General features: G+C 69.5%; 20 protein-coding genes. 8 read left to right on the top strand and 12 right to left on the bottom strand.

Annotation, left to right across the window (positions count from 1 at the left end; all coding sequences use genetic code 11):
• Window positions 1-530: 530 nt before the first annotated feature.
• Window positions 531-977 (bottom strand): winged helix-turn-helix transcriptional regulator, encoded by a 447-nt coding sequence (locus ABR737_RS03880; RefSeq protein ID WP_502964271.1) that lies wholly within the window; start codon window positions 975-977, stop codon window positions 531-533.
• A gap of 153 nt (window positions 978-1130) precedes the next feature.
• On the opposite strand from ABR737_RS03880, the gene ABR737_RS03875 reads away from it, so the two are divergent.
• Together ABR737_RS03875 and ABR737_RS03870 are read left to right on the top strand one after the other, a co-directional pair.
• A complete protein-coding gene (locus tag ABR737_RS03875) occupies window positions 1131-1346 on the top strand; it encodes an SDR family NAD(P)-dependent oxidoreductase (protein ID WP_350248771.1) in 216 nt (71 codons plus the stop codon).
• 29 nt (window positions 1347-1375) lie between these two features.
• Entirely contained in the window at window positions 1376-1858 is a 483-nt protein-coding gene (locus tag ABR737_RS03870; protein WP_350248770.1) for an SDR family oxidoreductase, read from the top strand.
• 146 nt (window positions 1859-2004) lie between these two features.
• On the opposite strand, the gene ABR737_RS03865 is transcribed toward ABR737_RS03870, so the two are convergent.
• Together ABR737_RS03865 and ABR737_RS03860 are read right to left on the bottom strand one after the other, a co-directional pair.
• Window positions 2005-3834, bottom strand: a complete 1830-nt coding sequence (locus tag ABR737_RS03865; RefSeq protein ID WP_350248769.1) for a hypothetical protein — start codon at window positions 3832-3834, stop codon at window positions 2005-2007.
• Window positions 3835-4110: 276 nt separating this feature from the next.
• The gene (locus ABR737_RS03860; protein WP_350248768.1) at window positions 4111-4374 is read right to left on the bottom strand and encodes a hypothetical protein; all 264 of its coding nucleotides are present in this window, start codon (window positions 4372-4374) and stop codon (window positions 4111-4113) included.
• 349 nt (window positions 4375-4723) lie between these two features.
• On the opposite strand from ABR737_RS03860, the gene ABR737_RS03855 reads away from it, so the two are divergent.
• Window positions 4724-6574 (top strand): glycoside hydrolase family 35 protein, encoded by a 1851-nt coding sequence (locus tag ABR737_RS03855; protein ID WP_350248767.1) that lies wholly within the window; start codon window positions 4724-4726, stop codon window positions 6572-6574.
• A 280-nt stretch (window positions 6575-6854) separates the two neighbouring features.
• Window positions 6855-7370 (top strand): SMI1/KNR4 family protein, encoded by a 516-nt coding sequence (locus ABR737_RS03850; protein ID WP_350248766.1) that lies wholly within the window; start codon window positions 6855-6857, stop codon window positions 7368-7370.
• 75 nt (window positions 7371-7445) lie between these two features.
• On the opposite strand, the gene ABR737_RS03845 is transcribed toward ABR737_RS03850, so the two are convergent.
• A complete protein-coding gene (locus ABR737_RS03845; RefSeq protein WP_350248765.1) occupies window positions 7446-8510 on the bottom strand; it encodes an AraC family transcriptional regulator in 1065 nt (354 codons plus the stop codon).
• 245 nt (window positions 8511-8755) lie between these two features.
• On the opposite strand from ABR737_RS03845, the gene ABR737_RS03840 reads away from it, so the two are divergent.
• On the top strand, window positions 8756-10084 hold the full coding sequence (locus ABR737_RS03840) for a DUF1254 domain-containing protein (RefSeq protein ID WP_350248764.1): 1329 nt from the start codon (window positions 8756-8758) through the stop codon (window positions 10082-10084).
• A 197-nt stretch (window positions 10085-10281) separates the two neighbouring features.
• Here ABR737_RS03840 and ABR737_RS03835 read toward each other — a convergent pair whose 3' ends face one another.
• The 7 genes from ABR737_RS03835 to ABR737_RS03805 all read right to left on the bottom strand — a co-directional run bounded on the left by ABR737_RS03835 (window position 10282) and on the right by ABR737_RS03805 (window position 19107).
• Window positions 10282-10752 (bottom strand): pyridoxamine 5'-phosphate oxidase family protein, encoded by a 471-nt coding sequence (locus ABR737_RS03835; protein ID WP_350248763.1) that lies wholly within the window; start codon window positions 10750-10752, stop codon window positions 10282-10284.
• Window positions 10753-10942: 190 nt separating this feature from the next.
• Entirely contained in the window at window positions 10943-11287 is a 345-nt protein-coding gene (locus tag ABR737_RS03830; RefSeq protein WP_350248762.1) for an STAS domain-containing protein, read from the bottom strand.
• Window positions 11288-11545: 258 nt separating this feature from the next.
• Window positions 11546-12478, bottom strand: coding sequence for an aldo/keto reductase (locus ABR737_RS03825; protein ID WP_350248761.1), 933 nt, complete (start codon window positions 12476-12478; stop codon window positions 11546-11548).
• 120 nt (window positions 12479-12598) lie between these two features.
• Window positions 12599-13747: an ABC transporter substrate-binding protein gene (locus ABR737_RS03820; protein WP_502964270.1), complete on the bottom strand. Its 1149-nt coding sequence runs from the start codon at window positions 13745-13747 to the stop codon at window positions 12599-12601.
• 517 nt (window positions 13748-14264) lie between these two features.
• Window positions 14265-17267 carry a SpoIIE family protein phosphatase gene (locus ABR737_RS03815; RefSeq protein ID WP_350248760.1) on the bottom strand — a complete coding sequence of 1001 codons (3003 nt, stop codon included), beginning with the start codon at window positions 17265-17267 and terminating at the stop codon, window positions 14265-14267.
• Window positions 17268-17380: 113 nt separating this feature from the next.
• Entirely contained in the window at window positions 17381-18193 is an 813-nt protein-coding gene (locus ABR737_RS03810; protein ID WP_350248759.1) for a class I SAM-dependent methyltransferase, read from the bottom strand.
• A gap of 227 nt (window positions 18194-18420) precedes the next feature.
• On the bottom strand, window positions 18421-19107 hold the full coding sequence (locus ABR737_RS03805) for a maleate cis-trans isomerase family protein (RefSeq protein ID WP_350248758.1): 687 nt from the start codon (window positions 19105-19107) through the stop codon (window positions 18421-18423).
• Window positions 19108-19451: 344 nt separating this feature from the next.
• On the opposite strand from ABR737_RS03805, the gene ABR737_RS03800 reads away from it, so the two are divergent.
• Together ABR737_RS03800 and ABR737_RS03795 are read left to right on the top strand one after the other, a co-directional pair.
• Window positions 19452-20306, top strand: coding sequence for an alpha/beta fold hydrolase (locus ABR737_RS03800; protein WP_350248757.1), 855 nt, complete (start codon window positions 19452-19454; stop codon window positions 20304-20306).
• A gap of 157 nt (window positions 20307-20463) precedes the next feature.
• Window positions 20464-20652: a hypothetical protein gene (locus ABR737_RS03795; RefSeq protein ID WP_350248756.1), complete on the top strand. Its 189-nt coding sequence runs from the start codon at window positions 20464-20466 to the stop codon at window positions 20650-20652.
• Window positions 20653-20780: 128 nt separating this feature from the next.
• On the opposite strand, the gene ABR737_RS03790 is transcribed toward ABR737_RS03795, so the two are convergent.
• On the bottom strand, window positions 20781-21749 hold the full coding sequence (locus ABR737_RS03790) for a helix-turn-helix transcriptional regulator (RefSeq protein WP_350248755.1): 969 nt from the start codon (window positions 21747-21749) through the stop codon (window positions 20781-20783).
• Between the two features lie 83 nt (window positions 21750-21832).
• Between ABR737_RS03790 and ABR737_RS03785 the strand changes: the two genes are divergently transcribed.
• A complete protein-coding gene (locus tag ABR737_RS03785) occupies window positions 21833-22576 on the top strand; it encodes an alpha/beta fold hydrolase (RefSeq protein ID WP_350248754.1) in 744 nt (247 codons plus the stop codon).
• Window positions 22577-22729 lie beyond the last annotated feature (153 nt).

Here is a 22729-nt window from a genome sequence, read left to right as displayed (position 1 = left end):
CGGCCCAGCACTGTCAGCCAAGTCGTGATCGCAGACGGCTGTTTTCGGGCGACCTCCGCCGAGCCAATATCAAGATCAACAGCCACGCAGAGTGTGCGCTCCACAGAAATTGATCCAGAACCCAAACGCATCAACATCACCCGACCGTCGTTCAGGGTGCCTCCCGAACCCATCGACAAGTGACGTCACTACTGCTCGATAAAGCCACCCAAGCCCTCCTCCGCCTCGCCCGCCAACGCATCAGCGTCCTGTTCGCATGCTCCGCGACGGCACCTTCTACGAACCCCGCACCCCGCAAACCGCCCCCACATGCCCCGCTCAGCCTTGACGGAAGACATAGAGGCACCCCCCCGCGAGCGGCCCAGGACCTCATCCCCTGTGCCACCTCCACCAGGCGGCAAGTCCTCCACGGCTGCTGGCGGCGGGGCAGTGATACCGGTCTCGCTGCGCCGTCGAAGTCGTCGCCCGCATGTACAACCCCGCGCCCACCGTTGAGGACTGCCCATTCCGTGGACGGTGTGAGTGGGACATCAGGGCTGTGATCGTGGTGAGACGGCGGCATCGTAGCGGCGACGGTTGTCGTTGATTTCCTGCCGGTGCGTGGTGGCCCATTCGCCCAGGGCCACCATGGAGTCCAGCAGTGTCGAACCGAGCTGGGTGAGCGCATAGTCGACGCGTGGGGGAACGCTTGGGTGCACGGTGCGGGTGAGGAGTCCGTCGCGTTCGAGCTGCCGCAGGGTCAAGGTGAGCATGCGCTGTGAGATGCCCGTTACCGCGCGGTGGAGTTGGCTGAAGCGCAGAGTCTGGTCTCGGAGTTGCCCGATGACCAGGATGCTCCACTTGTCGCCGATCAGGGCGAGGATGCGCAACACCTGTCGGCAGACCTCTTCACTCGGCTCACCGGCCGGTTCATCGTCAGGCTGCGGTTGATCCGGCGCGTGCCGGCCGGTCGGCGAGGTGCTCCTGCGGGACGTCAAGGGTTACCTCCATGTGCGACACCGACATCAATGTGCCGTCTTGTCACCACCGGTCCAGTGACAAACCATGCTGCTACGCACAAACAGTAACTGCCTGGTGGTGAGTCGCGAACGTACGTGGTGCGACCGCTGCGGGCCGGAGAGGATGATGTCGTGGCGGCGAAGACGCTTGTTGTTGTCGGTGCAGGACCGGGGCTGGGGATGGGTGTGGCCAGGGCCTTCGGCCGTCACGGCTTCCGAGTAGGGCTGATCGCCCGGAGCAAGGACACCCTGGACGCTCTGGTCGGTGAGCTGACCGAGCTGGGCGTCATCGCTGCGGCGTTTCCAGCGGATCCCGTGACCGTGACGCGTTGGCCTCGGCAATCATGAGGACGGGGGAGACTCTTGGACCGGTCGGCGTGCTGGAGTACAGTCCCAGCCCGACCGGGCCGATTACCGGTGCCGGCGAGACCAGGGTCGCGTCCGCCGTGGCGCAGATCGAGTTGCACCTGCTGGGTGCGGTGATGGCCGTGGGTCAGGTGTTGCCGCAGATGCGCGCCCGCGGCGAGGGGACGCTGCTGCTGACCACCGGTGTGTCCGCCACCATCGCCGCGCCGTTCCTGGCCAACGTGGGGCTGGCGATGGCGGGCTTGCGCAACTGGGCACACGCCCTGTACGCCGAACTGCGCCCCCAGGGAATCCACGCGGCAACCGTGACGATCGCCTCCAGCATCGTTCCCGGCGACAAGGTGACGGACCCTGATGTCATCGGCACCCGCTACTACAACCTGTATCGGCAGCGGGACCGCGTGGAAGAGATCATCAGCGACCCGGAGGCGTTCCGCACCCTCGTCGCCGAGCAGGCCGACGGGAACGGCCGACCGGGGCCGTCGGCCTGGTGACCTTCGCCCGCAGTCCTACGGTCATGCACGTCGACTGCCCAAGCCGCAAGGCACCTTGGCCGGTGGCAGTCGGCCAAGGGGCGCCTGCGGTTCCACAACGCAGCCGTGTGTGCCGCTGGATCCGAGGGCGGTTGCGGCCCGACGGCTCAGTCCCTTTCGGGCCAGGGGAATCCGAGTTCTTCGGCGCGCTCGCGGGTGCCGCCGCACACCTGGGCGTAGGGTTTCGGGTCCTCCTCGGTCAGCCGGTTCAGGGCGGCCGCCGCCTGTTCCTCAGGTGGGGTGCCGTCGTCCGGAATGACCCAACGGAACCGGAGGGAAGTGCCGTCCGGTTTGCCGGAGCCGAGCCCCGGCGCGTAGGCGAAGGTCACCTCGGTGGTGTCCGGGGCATCGAAACCGCTGCCGACCCAGCCCCGTTTCGCGTCCCACCGGCTCAGGAGGTCCGGCCGTTCCCTCAGTCCGGCCTTGATCAGGCGGGCCGTGGTGCGGGCCGGCCAGGACCAGGAGCGGTCGGTCTCGGCGCGGGCGATCTCGGTGTCGTAAGCCGCGGCGTCGAACCGGTAGGCAGCCGGTTCGGGTGCCGGTGACCGGGAACCCGGCATGGTGGACGGCCGCTGCCAGTTCTCCCACACCACCTGGTCTCCGTCGCGTCGGATCGTGACGTAGAGCGCGCCGCAGCATCCCTCGGTGCAGGATGCCTCCGCGAGCTGTACCTCGCTGGGCTCAGAGCCGGCCCGGAGCCTGCCTTCGTCCAGCAGGTATTCGGGGCTGTGGGCGGGACCACTGTCGAAGAGCGCCGGGACCACGGGACGCCCGTCGAGGAGGATGCGGGTCTCGACGGGTTGCCGGTCGACGGGATCGCCGGCCACCACCTCGACGCGCAACCTGCCGGGGGTCGTCGGGTGCCTGAAAGGTTGCCGGCCGGTGCGCCGGATCCACCCGGTCCGCAGCCGCCGGCCCGCCCCGTCTGCTTCGGTGTCCGGCAGCGAGGCCCACCGGGGCTCGGCCAGCAGCCGTCCCAGTGCATCCAACAGCGCCATACGTCGTCCAGGGGGCCAGTCCAGCAGTACGCCGGGGCCGCTGCTCAGGTCCAGGGCGAGCGAGAGCAGGGTGGCGTGGTTGTCGAGGGTGGGTGGCAGGAGGCCGGCTCGTGTCACGACGCTCTCGTACACGGCGAGCGCGTCGCGGTAGGCGAGGAGGTCGTTCGGGGCGTCGCGCGAGCACGCCGTCCGGACCAGGAGCCTGCCCGCCCGGGCGAGCAGGGCCGTGTCGGAGGGATGCCGGCCGAGCAAGTCGGGCAGCCGGCCCGCCTCTGCGATCCTGCGGGCGACCGCGGTGTTGAGGAGCCGGGGCTCAGCAGGGAACGCAAGCAACTCCGCACGGATGGCGCTCTGTTCGCCCCTCCGCAGGGCGCGGACGAGTGGCCGCAGCTCATCAGGGCGCGCGTAGAAGGAGAGCCAGACGACGGCCGCGCTCTGGGGGTCCAGGGCGTCGAGGGTTTCGACAGCCGGGTGGATGAACTTCCGGAGCAGGCCGAGAACGGAGAGATACGGGATGTCCTCGGGCGTGCCGAGGCGGGTGAGCAGGGCCAGACCTGCGGTGACGGCGGGCGCGGTGGTGCCGGTCCGCGTGAGCTGCCGGCCGAGGGACCGGGCCGCGTCCCGCTGCTCGGTCGGCAAGGGCAGCCCGGCGACGGCAGACCGGATCAGCGTCAGATGCATATGGCAGTCCCGGATGCCCAGCCGCGCGAAGCGGCGGTGCAGGGTGGCCGAGTCGTCCGGTAGCGGGTTCAGCGCGTCCCGGACGGCGTCCTGCGACTCTTCGAGGGACAGCGTGCTCTCAGCCGGTTCGGGCTGTTGGGGGAGGGGGAAACCACGCCGTGGCGGGACCCCGTCGGGAGACTCATGCAGCAAATGCAGAGCGTAGTGGTACAGAGCGGGCGGGAGGGTGAGCGCGTTGCGCTCTTCCTGGGCGCTCACCGGGCGGGGTGGAACTCGATTCCGTAGGTCATGCACGCCGCCTGCCAGCCCGGTTCGCGCTCTGTCGAGGGAATGAGCGGCGGGCGAGATGCAGCTGCTCCGGGGTTACGTGAACGGCGTCCGCTTCGGGGGGCGTGGTGTGTCCAGAGGGTGCCGGGCAGGCCGCGCAGTGTGCAGGTAGGTCATGAAGGGAGCACCGGAGAGTGCCAGTGATGCCTGTCGCGCAACGCCTCGCGACGTTGCCCAACGCCTCGCACCGCCGCGTACCGTTGTGCGTCACTCCCGACCGCGAAGCCGGATGCTCTCCACGGGCGGGAGAGCGGTAGGCATGTCATCCGTCACCCATGCGTACTCCAGCGCGGCGAGAACCCCCTCGTGCAGCCATACGAGCAGTTCACCGACGTACTGCCCGGCCTCGTTCATCACCTCGGCGTGCACAGGGAGGCGGCCCGTTCGCTGAGCGGATGGTGAAGCAGTCCGTTCCCGCAGACGGAAGTCGACGCTCACGGATCCGAGCCCCCACACTGCGACAACCTCCATCAGGCTGACCTGTGTTCTGAGCTCGGGTGCCCCTTCGAACTCTGCCGAGAGGATGTGGCGGAGCACCGCCGTTTCATGGCCGTTCAGCGGTCGCGGGTTCACAGACAGGGGCGTCACCCCCGCATTTTCCCGTTCCCTGGTCACTGCGGGCAACCGTCATCCTCATCGACCCACGAGTACAGGGCCGCCGTCACCATGAACAGTTCGCCCGCCCGCCGGGTTCACCATGCTCCGTCACGAACCCTTGTGCTCGATTCTGTTCTATACAACACTCTCAATGCACAGAAGCGCGCATCACTGAACATGTTCGAACCTTGAGTGACGGTCGGTCGGATCGAGGAGAGCAGACATGACGCAGTTCAGCCGACGTAGATTTCTGAGCGCGGCCGTGGTGGGGGGTGCATCCGTGGGTATCGCCCTCGGCGGCGGTCGTACGACCCTCGCCCAGGCCGACAGCCCGCGGGGGCTGACCATGCGCGGGAAGGAATTCCTGCTGGACGGCGAGCCGTTCCGGATCCTGTCGGGTGCCTTCCACTACTTCCGTACGCACCCCAAGGACTGGCGTGACCGGTTGCTGCGGATGCGGGCCATGGGCCTGAACACGGTGGAGACCTACGTCGCCTGGAACTTTCACCAACCGTACGAGAAGAAGGCCGACTTCAGCGGTTGGCGCGATGTCGCCGCCTTCGTACGGACCGCGGACGAGGCCGGCCTCAAGGTGATCGTGCGACCGGGGCCGTACATCTGCGCGGAATGGGACTTCGGCGGCCTGCCGGCCTGGCTGCTCAAGGACAAGGACGCGCCGCTGCGCCGTTCCGACCCCGCCTACGAGCGGGCGGTCGACGCCTGGTTCGCCGAACTGCTGCCCCGGTTCGTGGACCTGCAGGCCACCCGTGGCGGGCCCATCATCGCCATGCAGGTCGAGAACGAATACGGCAGTTACGGCGACGACCATGCCCACCTGGCACATCTACGGGACACCATGCGGGCCCAGGGCGTGGACAGTCTGCTGTTCTGTTCCAATGGAGCCACGCAGGAGGCGCTGAGGGACGGCAGCCTTCCCGACCTCCTGTCCACCGTCAACTTCGCCGGGGACCCCACCGGACCCTTCGCGGAGCTCCGCAGATTCCAGCCGGACAAGCCGTTGTTCTGTACGGAGTTCTGGGACGGCTGGTTCGACCACTGGGGAGAGCCGCACCACACCACCGACCCGGCGCAGACCGCCGCCGACGTGGAGAGGCTTCTCGAGGCGGGAGCGTCCATCAACTTCTATATGGCCGTGGGCGGCACGAACTTCGGCTGGTCCGCGGGCGCCAACCTGACCGGCAGCCACTACCAGCCCACCGTCACCAGCTACGACTACGACTCCCCGATCAGCGAGTCCGGTGAACTCACCGAGAAGTTCCACAAGGTGCGCGAGGTGCTGGCCAAGTACACCACCGTGCCGAACACGCCCCTGCCGGCCACGCCGCGCCGTATGCCGTCCCAGAGCGTGTCCGTCCGCGGGTCGGTGCCGTTGATGGACGCGCTCGACGTGCTGGGCACCCCGCTACGGCGTACCACTCCCGTCCACATGGAGGCGCTCGGGCAGCCGTACGGGCTGATCCACTACCGCACTCGGGTGCGGGGGCCGCAGGAGACCAAGGGCTTGAGGATCACGGGCCTGGGCGACCGTGCGCTGGTGTTCGGCGACGGCAAGCGCATCGGCACCTTCGACCGCAATCAGCCGGACCACACCGTCGACTTCGCCGTGGCCGGCGGGTCCGCCACCCTTGACCTCATGGTTGATCCCACCGGGCGGATCAACTTCGGCCAGGGACTCAACGACCCCAAGGGAATCAGCGGCAAGGTTCTCCTCGGCGACGAGGAACTGACCGACTGGGAGATCCGCCGGTTGCCTCTCGACAACCTCTCGGCGCTGAAGTTCGGCAGCACCAACACGCCGACCGGCCCCGCGTTCCACCACGCCCGGATCCATGTCGACACCCCTGCGGACGGCTTCCTCGCCTTTCCGGGCTGGGACAAGGGCATGGTGTGGCTCAACGGGTTCGCGCTCGGCCGGTACTGGTCCCTCGGACCGCAGATCACCCTGTATGCGCCCAGCCACCTGTGGCGGCGGGGGCGGAACGAGCTCGTCGTCCTGGAAATGGAGCGGACGGCGGACCGGATCGAGCTACGGTCCGAGCCGGACATCGGTTAGGTTCTGCCTCCTTGACCGGCGATCAGCGTCAGAGATCGGGGATCTGCGGGCGGGGTGGGTGGGCGGTGATCGGTGGGTGGAGTTGCCTGGTCGGCGATTGGCGATTGGCGATTGGTGATCGGTGACGGGCTCGTCCGGCTCACCCGCGCGGTCGCGGGTGCTTCAGGGCTACGCTTCCGCCCGCCAATCCATCGAGCCCGCGGGGCCGATGGCGGCAGCATCGCACCCGGCGTCGCCCGGACTACGGGCTGACGAGACCCGCCCGGCCACAGGAGCCTTGATGAACGACCTCGATCGCCTCCAGCAGATCTGTCCCCCACCGGAGCCTGGTCACTCACCTCTCGAATGGACCGCTGTCGAATACGCGCTGGGCACTCAGCTGCCCAGGGACTACAAAGAACTCGTCGAACGCTATGGAGCCGGCAGCTTCAAGGATTTCCTCAGCGTCCTCCGGCCCCACGCCGCGCACGAAGCTCTCGACATCGTGAAGGTGACACCAAGTGCACGCAGCGCGGTAGAGGAGCTGAGCCAGTGGGTCGAACCGCCCTGCCCGCCTCGTCTGCTCCAGCCCGTCGCTGTCACGAGCAATGGCGATGACATCTTCTGGCTGCTGGATCCTCCGGAGAAGCCTGACAGGTGGAAGGTCACGGTGAAGGACATCAACGGTGACGATTGGTTCATCTTCGATGGCCACGTCACTGCGTTCCTGCTCGGCTTCTGCACCAACGAGGTCGTCGTCCCCGGCTTTCCCGACGACCTTCAGGAAAAGGGGGCGTCCTTCATCCCCGCCCCCTGACGTCAGAAAAACGAGCTCGGGGCGGGCGTGGGGGAGTGGGTGCGCCCGGCCGCGAGAGCCGGATGCAGCAGGTTCTCAGCCGCGGGTGCGACAGTCGCGAGCAGCAGGCCGAACCTCTGGCGGTGGCGGGGCTCCGGTGGTTCGGATGGCGGTGCGCCAGGTGCTGGGGCTGGTTCCGAATCGGGTGTGGAACCAACGGGAGAAGGCAGCGGGGCCGGAGAAGCCGAGCAGGCCGGCGACCTCGGTGAGGGGGTGGTTCCGTCGTGCGACATGGCGGCGTGCGAGGTCGGTGCGTACCGCGTCGAGGAGCGAGCAGTAGGTGTCGCCCGTACGCGCGAGGTGGCGTTGGACGGTGCGGGCATCGACGTCGAGGGCCCGGGCGAGTTGTCCGATGGAGCAGCGTCCGGTGGGAAGGAGCGCTTCGATGATCCGCCGGGCCCGGTCCGGTAGCGGGGCGGTATGGCGCGTCGGGATATCCCGCAGCAACTGGCGTGTGTAGAGCGCCAGTTGGGGATCGGACAGGCGGTTGGGGGCGTCGAGGTCGGTGGCGTACAGGGATACGGCGGTGACGTCCTGCTCGAAGGCGATGGTGGGGCCCAGGGCCCGGTGGTGGGTGGTGAGGTCCGCCGGGGCGGCATGGGTGAAGTGGACGGAGACGGGGTTCCATTCCGGGGCGATCAGATTGCGGAGGAGGTGATGGCACACACCCACCAGCAATTCCATCGCCTGGCGGCGTCGCGTGGCGGATGTGTCGAGATCGAGGCTCATGGAAACCTTCGCCAGACCGTTGGTCTCGGTGATGTGAGCCTGCAGGGCTTCGTTGTAGAGGTGCAGGTACTGGATGAGCAGTGCGAGGGCGCTGCGGACGTCCGGTTCCTCGCGCGCCGCGAGGCCTACAGGGCCGATGTTGGAAAAGCGGCTCACCTCGGCGAGGCGCAGGCCGAAATCGTGACAGCGGGTTGCCTGCGCGGTGCGCTCGAGGAGTTCGGCGGCCGCGGATATGGGAACCCAACTGTCCTGGTCCGCAAGGTCTGCCGGGTCCAGTCCGACCGATCGCACCAGTGATACGGGGTCGGCATCCAGGGAGCGGACGAGGCCGAGGTAGCCGTTCAGGTTGGTGCTCCGTACGAGCAATTCCATCCCACCTCCGTGTGGTCGTCCATGTGTCGTGAAATGACAACTGATCTGTCGTCCAGAGTGAAGCACGCCGCTCTCCTGCGCTGTTACCGTCGCCGCCCGGCGTTCGGTTCACCCGCTCGGCAGGCGCCTGGACTCCGCGGGCAGGTACCGGCTGCATTCGCTGCCGTTGCCACCGGCGTTGGCGGCGTTGGCGGGTCGGCGGCCGTACGACCAACCACCCACCCCGCCACCTCAGGAGAAACACCGTGTCCCACAGTGAGAATCTGACGGCCGAGGAACTTGCTGCACTGGCCGCCGAGGCGTACATCTTCGCGTACCCCCTGGTGACCATGGAGTTGACCAAGCGCCAGATGACTACTCCCGGTTCCACCGCGGTCGGCGGTGCTCCGTTCAACACCTTTGCGCACATGCCGGTCACCCCGGACGCTTCCTTCGAGGGCGTGGTGAGCCCGAACGCCGACACTCTGTACTCGCTCGCCTGGCTGGACCTGTCGGCCGGTCCCGTCACACTCGCCGTGCCCGAGACGCATGAGCGGTACTACCTGCTGCCGATGTATGACGCGTGGACCAATGTCTTCGCCGTTCCGGGAACCAGGACGACCGGTAGCGGAGCCGCCGAGTTCGTGATCGTCGGACCGGATGGGCACAGCGAGGTGCCGGACGGGGTGGAGCGCATCGACGCCCCCACCAACCTCGTGGCCATCATCGGCCGCACCCAGGTGAACGGCCGGGACGACTGCCCCGCGGTACACGCCGTGCAGGCCGGATACCGTGTCCTGCCCCTCGACACCACCCCTGTTGCTCCCGCGGACGCAGCCCCGGGGCCGGTGGATCTGGTGACCGCACCGGTGGACCAGGTCGCACAGCTGGATCCGTCGACGTTCCTCGCGATGGCTGCTCATCTCATGGCGGCCAACCCGGCACGGCCCGCCGACGCTCCCGTCCTGCAGCGCATCGCACGACTCGGTGTGGTCCCCGGGAAGCCGTTCGACTGGGACGGTCTCTCTCCCGAGGGTCAACAGGCCGTTGCTGCGGGAATGTCCGAAGGCCTCGCCCGGATCGAGGCCGAAGGCCGGAGCCCGCAGGGGGTCGCCCACAACGGCTGGGTCCTCACGTACGGCAACGGCGAGTACGGCACCGACTACCTGCGGCGGGCCGCCATCACCATGATCGGTCTCGGCGCCAACCTGCCGCAGGACGCGATCTACCCGATGGCCCGGACCGACGGCGATGGTGAGCCGCTGGACGGCCGCCATCGCTACGTCCTGCACTTCGATGCGGGCACCACCCCGCCGGTCGACGCCTTCTGGTCGCTGACCATGTACAACGACCGGCAGTTCTTCGTCGACAACCCGCTGGACCGGTACACCATCGGAGACCGCGACGCCCTGCGGTTCAACCCGGACGGCTCGCTGGACCTGGTCATCCAGCACGAGTCCCCGGGATCGGAACTGGAGGCCAACTGGCTCCCCGCGCCCGCCGGTTCGTTCAACCTGATGCTGCGCCTGTTCGGCCCCCTGCAGTCCGTCCTCGACCGCAGCTGGCTCCCGCCGGCCGTCCGCCGCGTCTCCTGACTCCAGAAGCGAGGCCGGGCTCGGGCAGTGGCGCACCTGGACGGCGGCCGGGCCTGGATGGTGGCGGGCCTGGGCGGGGGTGGACCGGCCCCCGTCCGGGCGCCCTGGCAAGACGTCGCGGAGCGGCGTGCGGCGGGCCGCCATCACGCGACCGTGCTGGTCGCGGCCATCAACGAGTGGCCAGTTAGGGATACGTCCTAGACCAGCCACTTCCCGTCACGCATCAGGGTCCGTCCGGCCATCTCGGGAACCGTTCCCCACGCCTGCAGCACCTTCGGGGTGACCTGGAAGAAGACGTACGACGGGTGGTCCTTGCGAGGGTCCCAGCCGTCCTTCGCGGCAAAGGCGTCGCCCACCTCGGCCGGAAGCTCGTCGCGGGTCAGCATGCGCGCGGTGCCGTGGACCAGGACCAGATCCCGGGTATGGCCGAAGGAGAGCCGAACCCGGCCCGAGGCACACAGGTTTCGCCCGGTCGGATTGGTGTCGCGGGTGGACAGCCACACCATCTCCCCATCCCACCAGAAGGCAAGTGGAACGAGGCAGGGCTCGCCGGTGCTGTCGGCCGTGGCGACCCATACATCGTTGTCCCGCGCGAGCCGTGCCAGCGCCTCGCGCTTGCGCTGCTCCGGGCTGCGGGGTCCACTGGGGCGAGAGTCAACTGATGTCATGTGGCGAGGTTATGAGGTGATGCCCTTGGCCACATCGGGCGGTGGAACTAGGGCGCAAGGCGGAGGACGTGCTCGTGCGCGGAGGGCCGTTCACGGGGTTCCCCGGGCGTTCTGTAGTAGGCGCGTCGAGCGGAGTGGTAGCGCTGACGCCGTCCGTCCGGCCGCAGCACCCGCTGTATGCCGGGCTCGGCTACTCCTCGATCGTGACGACGGTGTCGAGACCGGCATGCCGGAGGGTGCGCTGAACGGCACGGCGGGCACCGCGGGCGGTGACGGTGACGGATTCCGGCGCGTGGGTGATAGCGCGGAGGAGGGCGTAGGCGCACGCGAGGCCGATGCGCTCGAGGCCGCTCATGTTCCATACCCAGGTGCCTGCCTGCCGCAGGCGCCGGTCGTTGAGCAGCTCTTCCAGCCCGGGCAGAGCCTGTGCGTCCAGGATGCCGGAGAACGTCAGGACAGCATGCTGCTCGTCGGACTCGGTGAGCGCGACCGGTACGCGTTCCGGCTGGGCGGACTGAGGGGGCAGGGCTGGCACGTCGACCTCCTGGCAGCACGTCAAGGACGTTCCTCCGTAGTCTCGACGAATGTGCCTCATTCGCCAAGCAGCTGCCCGATGGCGCGTGCCGCGTCGCGGGCCCGTCGTCCCACGCCGTGCGGCGGTAGGCCGTGGCCCACCGACAGGGCCGGTGTCCGGAGGTCGCGACGGTTCGCCACACCATCTGCCAACGTCTGTGTCATGAGGTGAAGTTGGCGGTGTCGATCGATGCTCAAGGGTGCCCGTTGGTAGTCGGTGTCAGGGCACAGGCGGTGCAGGTGCAGGTGCAGGTGCGGGTCCAGTGCCGTCGATCGCGTCGAGGAGTTCGAGTTCTTCCTCGGTGAGGTGCAGTGCGCCTGCCGCCAGGTTGTCGAGGAGGTGGTCCGGGTTGCCCGTTCCTGGGATGGCGAGGACGTGCTTGCCCTGCCGCAGGGTCCAGGCCAGGCGTACTTGGGACGGCGATACCCCATGCGCGCGGGCGACGGTGAGTATCTGTGCGTGCTCGGCGCGGACGGCGCCTGCCTCGCGTCCCTCACCGGCGAGGGAGAAGAAGGGCACGAACGCGAGGCCGTGTGCGGCGCATGCGTGGAGCATCTCTTCGCCGGCGCGTGCGTCGATGCCGTAGCGGTTCTGGACGCACACCACGGGGGCGATCGCCTGGGCCTCGGCCAGGTGGGCGGGGCGGGCGTTGGAGACGCCGAGGTGGCGGATGAGCCCGGCGGCACGCAGCTCGGCGAGGGCCCCGAAGTCCTCGCTGATCGAGGCCTGGCCCATAACACGGAGGTTGACCACGTCGAGGTGGTCGCGGCCGAGCTGGCGCAGGTTCTCCTCGACCTGGCCGCGCAGCTGGTCGGGCCGGGCCGGGGCGCTCCACTCACCGGACGCGTCTCGTGCGGGGCCGACCTTGGTGGCGATGACCAGGTCGTCCGGGTACGGGGCCAGTGCGGAGTTGATCAGCTCGTTGGCGGAGCGCAGCCGGGAGAAGTAGAATGCCGCGGTGTCCAGGTGATTGACGCCGAGGTCGACCGCCCGGCGCAGTACGCCGATCGCCTGGCTGCGGTCGCGCGGGGTGCCCTGGTGGAAGGCGGCGCTGCCGGTCAGGCGCATGGCCCCCAAACCGATCCGGTTGACCGTGCAGTCTCCGAGCAACCAGGTGCCTGCGGTCCCGGCACGCACTGTCTCCCACGTCATTTCTTCCCTCAGCTCCCTTGGCGCGGCCCTCGCCCCATGGCGGTTCGAGGCGAGGCGGCAGGCTGGAGTATGCCCAGGGTCCGCGTCGGCAGCGGCAGCGGTCCGGCCCGCGATGGCGGATCAGCTGCCGACGGCCTTGGCCCAGTTCTCACGGACGGTGCGCAGGGCCTTGTTCAGCTGGGCCTCGGTCGGGAACTGGGGTGTGCCCTCGACGGTCGGCAGCCGTGCGGCCAGGGCCTTGTCCAGGGTGCCGTTCTTTGCCATGACGGCCATCAGCACCGGGCGGGCGTAGTCCACGAGGCGGAGGTTCTGGCCTTCCGGGCTGAAGAGGTATTCCTCCCACAGGCGCGCCGCGGCCGGGTGGGGGGCGTCCTTGTTGATCGCCTGCGCGTAGTACTGGGAGAAACTGCCGTCGAAGGGAATGGAGACCTTCCACTTCACGCGCGTACCGCGGAGCTGGTCGATGTGCTGCAGGTTGAGGTAGTCCCACTCGATGCTGATCGGTGTCCTGCCCTTGGCGATCGCGGCCGGGCTGGGGTCGGCCCGGCTGTAGTTGCCGCTCTTGTCGAGCCGGGCGAAGAAGTCGATGCCCGGCCGGATGTTGTCGAACGACCCTCCGTTGGCGAGTGCCGCCGCGTATACGGCGGCGAAGGCCGATCCCGCGTCCGTGGGATCGCCGTGCATCGCGACCAGGCCCTTGTACTCCGGCTGCAGCAGATCCGCGAAGGACTCGGGGCAGGTACGGACGCGGGCGGCATCGCAGCCGATGGAGATGTAGCCGCCGTAGTTGTTGTACCAGCGGGCTTCGGCGTCTTTCTGCTCGGGCGGGAGCTGGTCGAACTGCGCGACCCGGTAGGGAGCCAGCAGGTTCTGCCGCACCGCGGTCTGGGCGAAGGAATCCCCGACGTCGACCACGTCGGGGGCGCGCTTTTGGCCGCGGTAGCGCCTGATGGCGTCGATCTCCTGGCGGCTGTGGTCGTACGGCTTGTCGACGACGACCTTGATGCCGTACTTCTTCTCGAAGCCGTCGATCAGCCCGCCGTAGTTGGCCCACTCGCGTGGCAGCGCGATCGTGTTGAGCCTGCCCTCCTTCTTCGCCGCCTTGATCAGTGCCGCCGTCCCGCCCGCCTCCGCGGCGGACTCGGCCCGGGAGGGCTCGACCGGCCGGGTGGGTCCCGATTCCTGGCATGCACCGAGACCGAGCACCGCAAGGCCGAGACCGAGACAGCGCAGGAGGGCGCCTGCGCGGACCCGATGATGTGTAGCCACTGCGCCTCCAACAGGGCCGGGTGGGGGAACGGTCCGCCGGGCGGGTGGCGGACGCGGACCAGGGAACGCCTTGACCGAGTGCGTTCGCATGGCTCGTACAGCGGCCTCCGCGGTCGACGACGGCGCACGCCAGGAGAGGTGAGGCGGAACGGCCGCCGGGGGCCTCGAAGGCTCACCGGGCGGACGACGCCTCCGGCACTCCGGCAGGCCGCCGGCGCCTTGCCACGCGGGCGGTCCTGGCGCCACCCCGCCGCGACGGTCACCGCCCGAAGCTTCTCTCTGCAGGAATGGTCCGAATCAGCCTACTCTGCCCCTTTGTGTGTACCCGTCAGGGTGGTGATCGGCCAGGTCATAGCGGCGAGTAGGCGGCAGGAGCGCGGCGCCCACCCGCTATGCCACGCCACGCGCGTACGGAGCGGCTCGCGGCCCGCTCTCAGCGGGCGCGGCGAGGAGGTACCCCGCACGTATGGCGGCGTCCCCTTCCGTGGGCGCAGGCGCGGCGCCCCCGGCCTTCTCACTACTCTCCGGGCTGCTCCCAACGGCTCAGAAGGTCCTCCGGTGACTCCTCCTCCGGGGGCAGCGCGTCGGGGTCGATCGACTGAGAGGCCCAGATCGTCTTGCCCCTGGGGGAGTAGCGGGTGCCCCAGTGTTCGGCGAACTGCGCGACGAGGAAGAGGCCGCGGCCGTCCTCGTCGGTGGCCTTCGCCTGGCGGATGTGCGGGGAGGTGCTGCTGCCGTCGGAGACCTCGGAGATCAGGGTGCTGCGGGTGTGCAGGAGCCGCACATGGATGGGCTCGGCGCCGTAGCGAACGGCGTTGGTGATCAGTTCGCTGAGGACGAGCTCGGTGCCGTAGGCGATGTGCTGCAGACCCCAGTCCTCCAATTGGCGGACGCAGGCGTTGCGGACCGGGCCCACCGCCGCCGGGTCGCGGGGTACGTCCCACTCGGCGACGTCGGCCGGGTCCAGCCGCCGGGGCCGGGCCACCAGCAGCGCGACGTCATCGGTGGACCTGGTGGGCAGCAGCGATTGCATGACGGTGGCGCAGGTGTCCTCCGGTGTACGGTCCGGGCCGGCGAGGGCCGCACGCAGTGCCTCCAGCCCCGCGTCCAGGTCGCGGCTGCGGTTCTCGATCAGCCCGTCGGTGTAGAGCACCAGCCGGCAGCCCTCCGGCAACGACAGCTCGGTGGCCTCGAAGGGCAGGCCGGTGCTCAGGCCCAACGGCGGGGAGACGGGAGGGTGCAGGAACTCCACGGTCCCGTCGGGGTAGGCCACGGCCGGCGGCGGATGACCGGCCGTGGCGGCGGTGACCCGCCCCGAGACGGAGTCGTAGATGACGTACAGACAAGTGGCGCCGGTGATCGCCGGTCCCTCGTCGCCGTCCTCGTCCTGGACGTCGAGGCGGGTCACCAGCTCGTCCAGGTGGCCCAGCAGCTCGTCGGGCGAGATGTCCAGGGCCGAGAAGTTGTGCACGGCGATGCGCAGCCGGCCCATGGTGGCCGCCGCATGCAGCCCGTGGCCGACCACGTCGCCGACGACCAGCGCCACCCGGGCGCCGGGCAGCGGGATGACGTCGAACCAGTCACCGCCCACTCCGGCCCGGGCCGGAAGGTAGCGGTGCGCCACCTCCAGGATGTCCTGGTCGGGCAGGCCGCGGGGCATCAGGCTGCGCTGGAGCGTCATCGCCATCGTGCGCTCGCGGGTGTAGCGCCGGGCGTTGTCGATGCCCACCGCGGCCCGCCCCGCCAGCTCCTCGGCGAAGGACAGGTCCTCGTCGTCGAAGGGCGGAGTGCTCCCCGACCGCCAGAAGTCCACCAGTCCCAGCACCACGCCCCGGGCGCGCAGCGGTACGACCGCCAGGGAATGCACCCCGTGGTCCAGGATCCGCCGGGTGCGCTCCGGGTCCTGGGACCGCCAGGCGGTGGAACCGGCCAGGTCCGGCTCCACCATGGAGCGGGCCCGGTCCATATGCGCACCCAACGCGGCGTCCGGGGCGAACCGGACCAGCTCGCCGACGGGGTGGAGCGGATGGTCCGGAGCCAGGCCGGCGAGGGCCGCCCGGTGCAGCCCGGTACCCGCCACGGCCGGCTCCTCGCCCTTCAGGACCGGGTCCAGCAGCTCGACGGTGACGATGTCGGCGAACCGGGGGACCGCCACCTGCGCCAGTTCCTCGGCCGTGCGCACGACATTGAGCGTGGAGCCGATCCGTACCCCGGCGTCGTAGAGGAGTCTCAGCCGCTCCCGGGCCACCTCGGCGCGCCCCGACAGCCACCTCAGTTCGGTGGTGTCACGCAGGGTCACCACGCTTCCCTGGTGGGCTCCGTGGGTGGTGGTGGACCGCTTGCTGAGGGCCAGCAGTCTGTCCCGGGCCAGGTGCACCTCGTCGGTGGCGGTGCGGTCCGACGCCAGGAGTGCGGCGGTACGGGGGTCCAGCCCCAGGTCGCCGACATGGCGTCCCTCCGCTTCCGCCGGCAGGTCCAGCAGCCGCCGTGCCTCGTCGTTGGCCAGCAGTAGCCGCCCGTCGCGCCCGACGATGAGGACACCCTCCCGTACCGCGTGCAGGACCGCATCGTGGTGCTCGTACATCCGGGTCATCTCGGCCGGTCCCAGACCGTGGGTCTGCCGGCGCAGCCGACGGCTCACCAGCCACGCGCCCCCTCCGGCGAGAGCCAGCGCCACGACCGCGGTGCCCAGGAACATGGGCAGCTGCCGGTTCACCGACTTCTGCACCTTCTCCACCGTGACCGGTGCGGCGACAAGGGCGACGACCCTGCCCGAGGCGTCCTTGACGGGGGCCGCGGAAACCACGGAGAGGCCCAGGGCACCCTGGAAGGTCCGGGTGAAGGGTTTGCCCCGGGCGGCCTCGGCATACGGGCCGATGACGTGCTTGCCGATCTGCCGCGGGTCGCTGTGGGTGAGGGTGATCCCGTCGAGTTTGTAGACGATGAGGGCGTCGACGCCGGAGGCCTTCCGGGCCGCCTCGGCGAGCGGCTGGAGTTTCGCGGTCGGATTGTCGCTGTTCAGCGCCTCCTGGAGCCCCCAGGAGTGTGCGAAGGACTCGGCGGCGGCGAGCGTCCGGTGCTGGGCGTCGGTCATGGTGTCCCGCCGGGCCTGGACGACGAGGGCCACCACCGCCGCCGCGACCAGCAGCACCACGAGCACCAGCTGCAGGAGGAAGACTTCCCTGGCGACGCTGCGCGTGGTCACGGAGGGCCGTATGTGCCGCGGACCTCCGGTACTCGCGGGGCGTTCTTCCTCCGGGGGGCGTTGGTCCTCCGCGGGACCGCCGTCCTCCGCAGGGCTGCCGGTCTCCGCGGGGCCGCCGTCCTCTGCGGGATCTCCGGTATCCGCAGGGCCGGCGGTCCCTGCATGACTGCTGGCCCCCGCAGGGCCTCGGGTCTCCGTTGGGCGTTCCCCCTGCTGGTTGCCGGTGCTGCTCCCGGCAGGAGGAATGCCCGGAATGGCGGAACGGCCGGGCGCGCGACTCAGCCAACGCCGGAATCGGCCCGGATTTCCGCTCATGCTTCCTATTTATCCTGCTTTGCATGAGTGCTGGCAAGGCGCGCTACGGCAGTTGCCCCACGGGAGGGCGAGAGGCCGCCCGGCTGTGGCCGCACCGCCCCTCGTCGTCCTGCTCAGGCCGGCGTGTCCGGGGTGGCGCCGGGGCGGCGGCCCCATGCGGAGATGGTGACTTGCGGGATGTCGATGAACGCCGGGTCTTTCAGCAGGGTGGCGAACTCGGTCAGGTCGGCCTCGGTGATGAGGCCGCCGGCGAGCAGGGTGGGGGCCGCTTGGGTGATGAGCGGGAGCCAGCGGTCCTGGTCGAGTCCGCCCATGCAGCCGAGGTTTCCGGCGAAGGCCACCTCGGTCAGTGTGTTCCGGGCGAGGAGGGCAGGCAGAGCCCGGGCCCAGGTCATGTCGGCGCCGTGTTCGCGGTAGGTGCGCTGGTAGGCGTCGAGGATGCGCTGGACCACAGGGAAGGGCGAGGTGCCGGCCGGCAGGTGATAGGGCTCTTCGATGACGAGCCAGCCACCGGGGGAGAGCCAGCGGGCGGCCCGCGCGACCATGTGGTCGCGTTCCGCGAGATGGCAGAAGAGGTAGCGGGCGTGGATGAGGTCGAAGCTGCCGGGTGCGTAGCCCTCCCGTGTGATGTCGGCTTCCTGGATCTCCAGATTCACGGCCCGGTCCGCATCGAGGTGGCGGGCGTCGAGGTCGGCGGCGACTATGCGTCCGTCCGGACAGCGTCCGGCGAGCCAGTAGGCGATGGAGCCCGTGCCCGCGCCCAGTTCCAGGCAGTTCCAGGACGCTTCGATGGGAAGGCCATTGAGAATGCCGGTGGTGAAAGCGTCGACGCTGCGTTGGATGGACTCCAAGCGGTCGCGTTCCCGGTGGGCGTCGTTGCTCAACAGGCCGCTGTGGTAGGGGCTGGTGGCAGGCTGCTGTGTCATGGGTGCCCTCTCTCGTGCCCTCGGTCGTGCTCGGGCTTGTGTTTGTGCTCGGGCTCGGGCTCGGGCTCGGGCTCGTGCGAGTGGCCCGGTTGTGGTCGTGACGTCGGCCGGACGTGGTGAGGCCGGAGGCAGTAACTGCGTCGCCTCCGGAGCCGGCGGCGCAGGGCCGCCGACCGGCCTGCGTCGGCCCCGGGCGGCGGGCGCCGGGGCGGCCCTGCGGTCCCGGGTCACACGGTCAGTAGTTGTTGGCGGGGCCCGATGGCGCGCTCGCCCACCGCGCGCAGGGCCGCCCAGATGGTGGCCTGGTTGACCGTGACGACGGGCTTGCCGAACTCCTCCTCCAAGGGGGCGATGAGGTCGTAGGTCGGCAGCGCCGTGCAGCTGATGAACACGGCGTCGGCCTCTGGGTGGACGCCGGACCGGACCGCCGCGGTCACCTGCTCGTAGGACACGTCGTAGATCTCGTGGACGGAGCCCAGGCCGAGGTCGGTGAGGGACAGCACCTCCAGTCCCTCACCGGTCAGGTACTCGTGCAGCCGCCTGCCCACCGGCGGCTCGTAGGGATGCACCACGGCGATACGCCGCGCCTCCAACGCGCGCAGGGCCGCCACCACCGACCCGGCCGAGGTCAGCGCCTGGGGGGCACCTGCGGTGCGCATGGCCTGGCGAAGTGCCCGTTCGCCGGCGGCACCCCCGACAAAACTGCAGGCGGTGCAGAGGTAGGTGACGACCTGGGAGCCGATCGCACAGACCTCACGGGTGGGCCGGTCCACGCAGCCGGGGCGGTTGAGGGACGAGACCAGTTCGAGGTTGTCGGAGAACGTCACAGGATCGGTTCGCGCGATGAACAGCGACACCGTCTCCGGTGCCCAGCGCCAGATCTCCCGGTCCCGGTCGAAGTCGAACGAAGCCACCACCCCCACCCTGGACCGGGGGTGCGAGACGCGCGCACCCTGTGCATCATTCGGGTCTGTCACATCAGCACAGTCGGGGCCTGGCCCTTCCGCACAGTCGAGTTCTGTCACATCTGTGTAGTCGGGGTCTGTCACATCCGCCATGGTCATCCTCACAAGTGGTGTCGCTGATCCGCTCGCCGTAGCGCGGTGGGGGCCGGAGCAGACCTCCGGCCCCCACCACCCCTGCCCATTTGCGCGAAAGGGGAACAGCTCAAGTTGGCCTGCAAAGAGCGCACTTCACGCTCGACGGGGAACTTTAATCCGGTGTTCGCCTTGCTGTGTGCCCTCTACAGTGAGGTCCGATGACACTCCTACACGTTCATGACTACGGGGGCGATGGCCCTCAACTGGTTCTCCTGCACGCTTACGGAAGGTCGCTCACCGACTGGGACGCCTCAGCCGCGCTGCTCTCCTCCGGCCACCGTGTCCTCGCCGTCGACCTTCCCGGGCACGGCCGCTCTCCCGGTATCTCCCCCTGGACCATCCCCACCGTGGTGCAGGACATCGCGGACACACTCGACGCGCGGGGCGTGCCGGAGGCCGTAGCGGTGGGCCATTCCCTCGGCGGCCTGGTCGCCGTCGAATACGCCCGGGCGAACCCGGACCGTACCCGTGCCGCCGTGAATCTCGACGGCTTCTGGTGGGGACGCGACTACCCCGGCGCCGAAAAGGCGAATGAGGGGCTGCTGGCGTCAGTCGGGGTCATCGCGCCACCCGAGTACATCGAGGAGCAGGTCCTCAACTGCGCCCGGTTCGGGATTCCCGCGGACCGCGCGGAGGCCGCTGCCCGCGCGGCCGCCCGCCCGTTGCCCGACGGCAGGTGGCAGACACTGCCGGAACGGGCGGCGGCGCGGGAGATCGTCGACGAACTCCACAGGCTCGGCGCGCTCGGTGTCACCGCATGGCTGGACGGAGTCGGCCGCCCACTGCTGGTGGTACAGGCCGGCCGGGAGCTACCGCCTGCGCCTGGTATGGAGTGGTTCGGCGAATTCAGGGCCCGGTTCGCACAAGAGGTTTCCGACGAGCTGGCCGTGCTCTCCCGCACCCGGCCGACGGTCAGTGTCGACCGGATCGACGCCACCCACCCCATGACCATGGAGACTCCGGAAGCGGTGGCGACGGTGGTCGCCGGGTTCGTTCGAGGACTGCCCGGCTGACGCATCCGGCACGGTTCACCAACCCCGCTTCCGCCCGGTTTCCTGCTGCCGGCATGCGGACGTGACGAAGCCCCGTTGACCTGTGTGTGGCACAGATCAACGGGGCTGTGTGCCATGAGCTCGCTTGCCTGCGCGTGACGCGTGACGCGCGGCGCCGATGCTCTTCAGCAGCCTCGTCCTTCAGCAGCCTCGGCCCGGTGGTATGCATCGGGCGGGCAACCGGCCGTTTCCAGAGGCCAGTTCAGAGCCGGCCTGGTTGCTGCGTCCGGTGGGGCTGCTGCCGATCACCCGAAAGAGCTTCGAGCGGATGGACGGCGGCAGGGTGCGTGCCTTCATCGAGGCGTGATGCCTCTTCTTCACCGCGCGCCCTCACGGATCGGCGACCACGGCTGACAGGGGCGGCCGCCCGGCCGGCTCGCGGATCGGACCGGCCGGCCCGCCACGCGCAGGGACTCCAAGAGGCGCTGGCTACTTCTAGGCGTCCCCGGCCGGCTGTTCGGCGGCGGCCGTGAGTTGCCGGGCCAGGTCTTTGAGAGAGTGGCGCAGCTGGTCGGGGCTGTGGACGGTGAAGGGCCATTCCAGGGAGGCGAGCAGGCGGGCCACACTGTCCAGCCGTGCGGCCTGCGCGCGCATCAGCACGCCGGTGGGTGTGGCGGTGAGGGTGACGATCGTGCGGGGCAGCCGGCGCGCGATCTCGTCGAGGGGGCCCTCGATCAGTACCTCGACCTGCCACGGCGCGGGAGTCCGGGCCAGAGATGCGGTGAGGTGGGTCACCGGGTCGAAGCCCTCGGGGGCGGTGAACGTTGCCGCACCGGGCGTGGCGGAGGCGATCCGGTCGATGCGAAAGGTACGCAGGCCGTCCCGGAGATGGTCGTGGCCGACGAGGTACCAGCACCCGGAATGGAACACCACGCCGTACGGGTCGACCTCGCGCTCCGTGTGTTCCCGGTGCCAGGAGCGGTAGCGCAGGCCGACCGTGTGACCGGAGTGGCATGCCTGCGCCAGGGTCAGCAGGACGCCTGTCTCGGGGGCCTGCGCAAGCACGGTGTCGGTGGTGAACGACAAGGTGTCCCGCATGGCGGCCAGCGGTGCACGCAGCGGGTCCGGGAGTACTCGTTCGATCTTGGCAAGGGCGCCGGCGCCGGCCGGAGCGGTGGTGCTCATGCCCAGCCGGTCCCCGGCCAGCAGGCCCAGCATGATCACGAGGGCTTCTTCGTTGGTGAGCATCAGCGGCGGCATCCGGTAGCCGCGGGCCAGCCGGTAACCGCCGAAGCGGCCCCGGTCCGATTCCACCGGGAGGCCCAGCTCGCGCAGGCGGGCCGCGTAGCGCCGCACCGTACGCACATCGGTCCCCAGGCGGTCCGCCAGTTGTGCACCGGTCAGGCCCGGCTGGGACTGGAGGAGTTCCAGCAGGGCCAGCACACGCGTCAAGGGATATGACATGGATCACTCGGCATTTCAGGGCGGAAACTGTCCTGTATGGACTCTACTCTCGCCGCAACCCCTGAAATCCAAGGAGAAACCGTATGGCTACCTTCGTACTCGTCCCCGGCGCCTGGCTCGGAGCCTGGGCGTGGGAGGACACCGCGCAGGCGCTGCGGGAGCGCGGCCACAAGGCGCTGCCGGTGACGCTGACCGGCCTGGGCGAACGATCCGCCCTCGCCACCCCGGAGGTGGGCCTGGAGACGCACATCGACGACATCACCGCGTTCGTCGTGGAGCAGGACCTGCGCGAGGTCACCCTCGTCGCGCACAGCTACGCCTCGGTCCCCGTCACCGCCGCCGCGGCCCGCCTCGGGACGCGCCTGGAACGTGTCGTCTATCTGGACAGTGCTCCCTTTGCCGAGGGCATGGGTCTGCTCGACGTCATGCCGGAAGACGTGGTCCACCGGCTGCACCAGGAGGTTGCCGAGCACGGAGACGGATGGCTGCTGCCCCTGCCGCCCGCCGGACTTCTCGGCATGCTCAGCTCCCTCGAAGGGCTCGACGAGGACCGCCTCGACCTCATGCGCACCCGGGCCACGCCCCAGCCCTTCCGCACCTTCCAACAGGGGCTGCCCTGCCCCGGTGAGCTCGGCCCCGGCGTCGACCAGGTGGTGGTCGCCTGCAACGATGCCCAGGCTCTGCTGGACGCCGGGGTGCCGGAGCTGGCGTTCCTCAACCAGGCACCGTGGCGGCGCTTCCACCTGCCCACCGGGCATTGGCCCATGCTCTCCACGCCTGTCGAACTCGCCCGGACCCTCGACGCGGTCGTCGCTTCCGGGGAATGACGGCCATGGTCTGCTGCATGCCTGCATGCCTGCATGCCTGCATGCCTGCCTGCCCTGCGCTGTGCGGATCGCCTGTCGCGCGTCCTCGCCCTCAAGTGCCTTGATAGATCCGGGCCTTCGGGCCCGCAGGGCAGCGCAGCGCGACCCGGCTGC

The sequence above is a fragment of the Streptomyces sp. Edi2 genome (genome assembly GCF_040253635.1).
Classification (GTDB): domain Bacteria; phylum Actinomycetota; class Actinomycetes; order Streptomycetales; family Streptomycetaceae; genus Streptomyces.
This window is presented reverse-complemented; position numbering and strand designations above follow the sequence as displayed.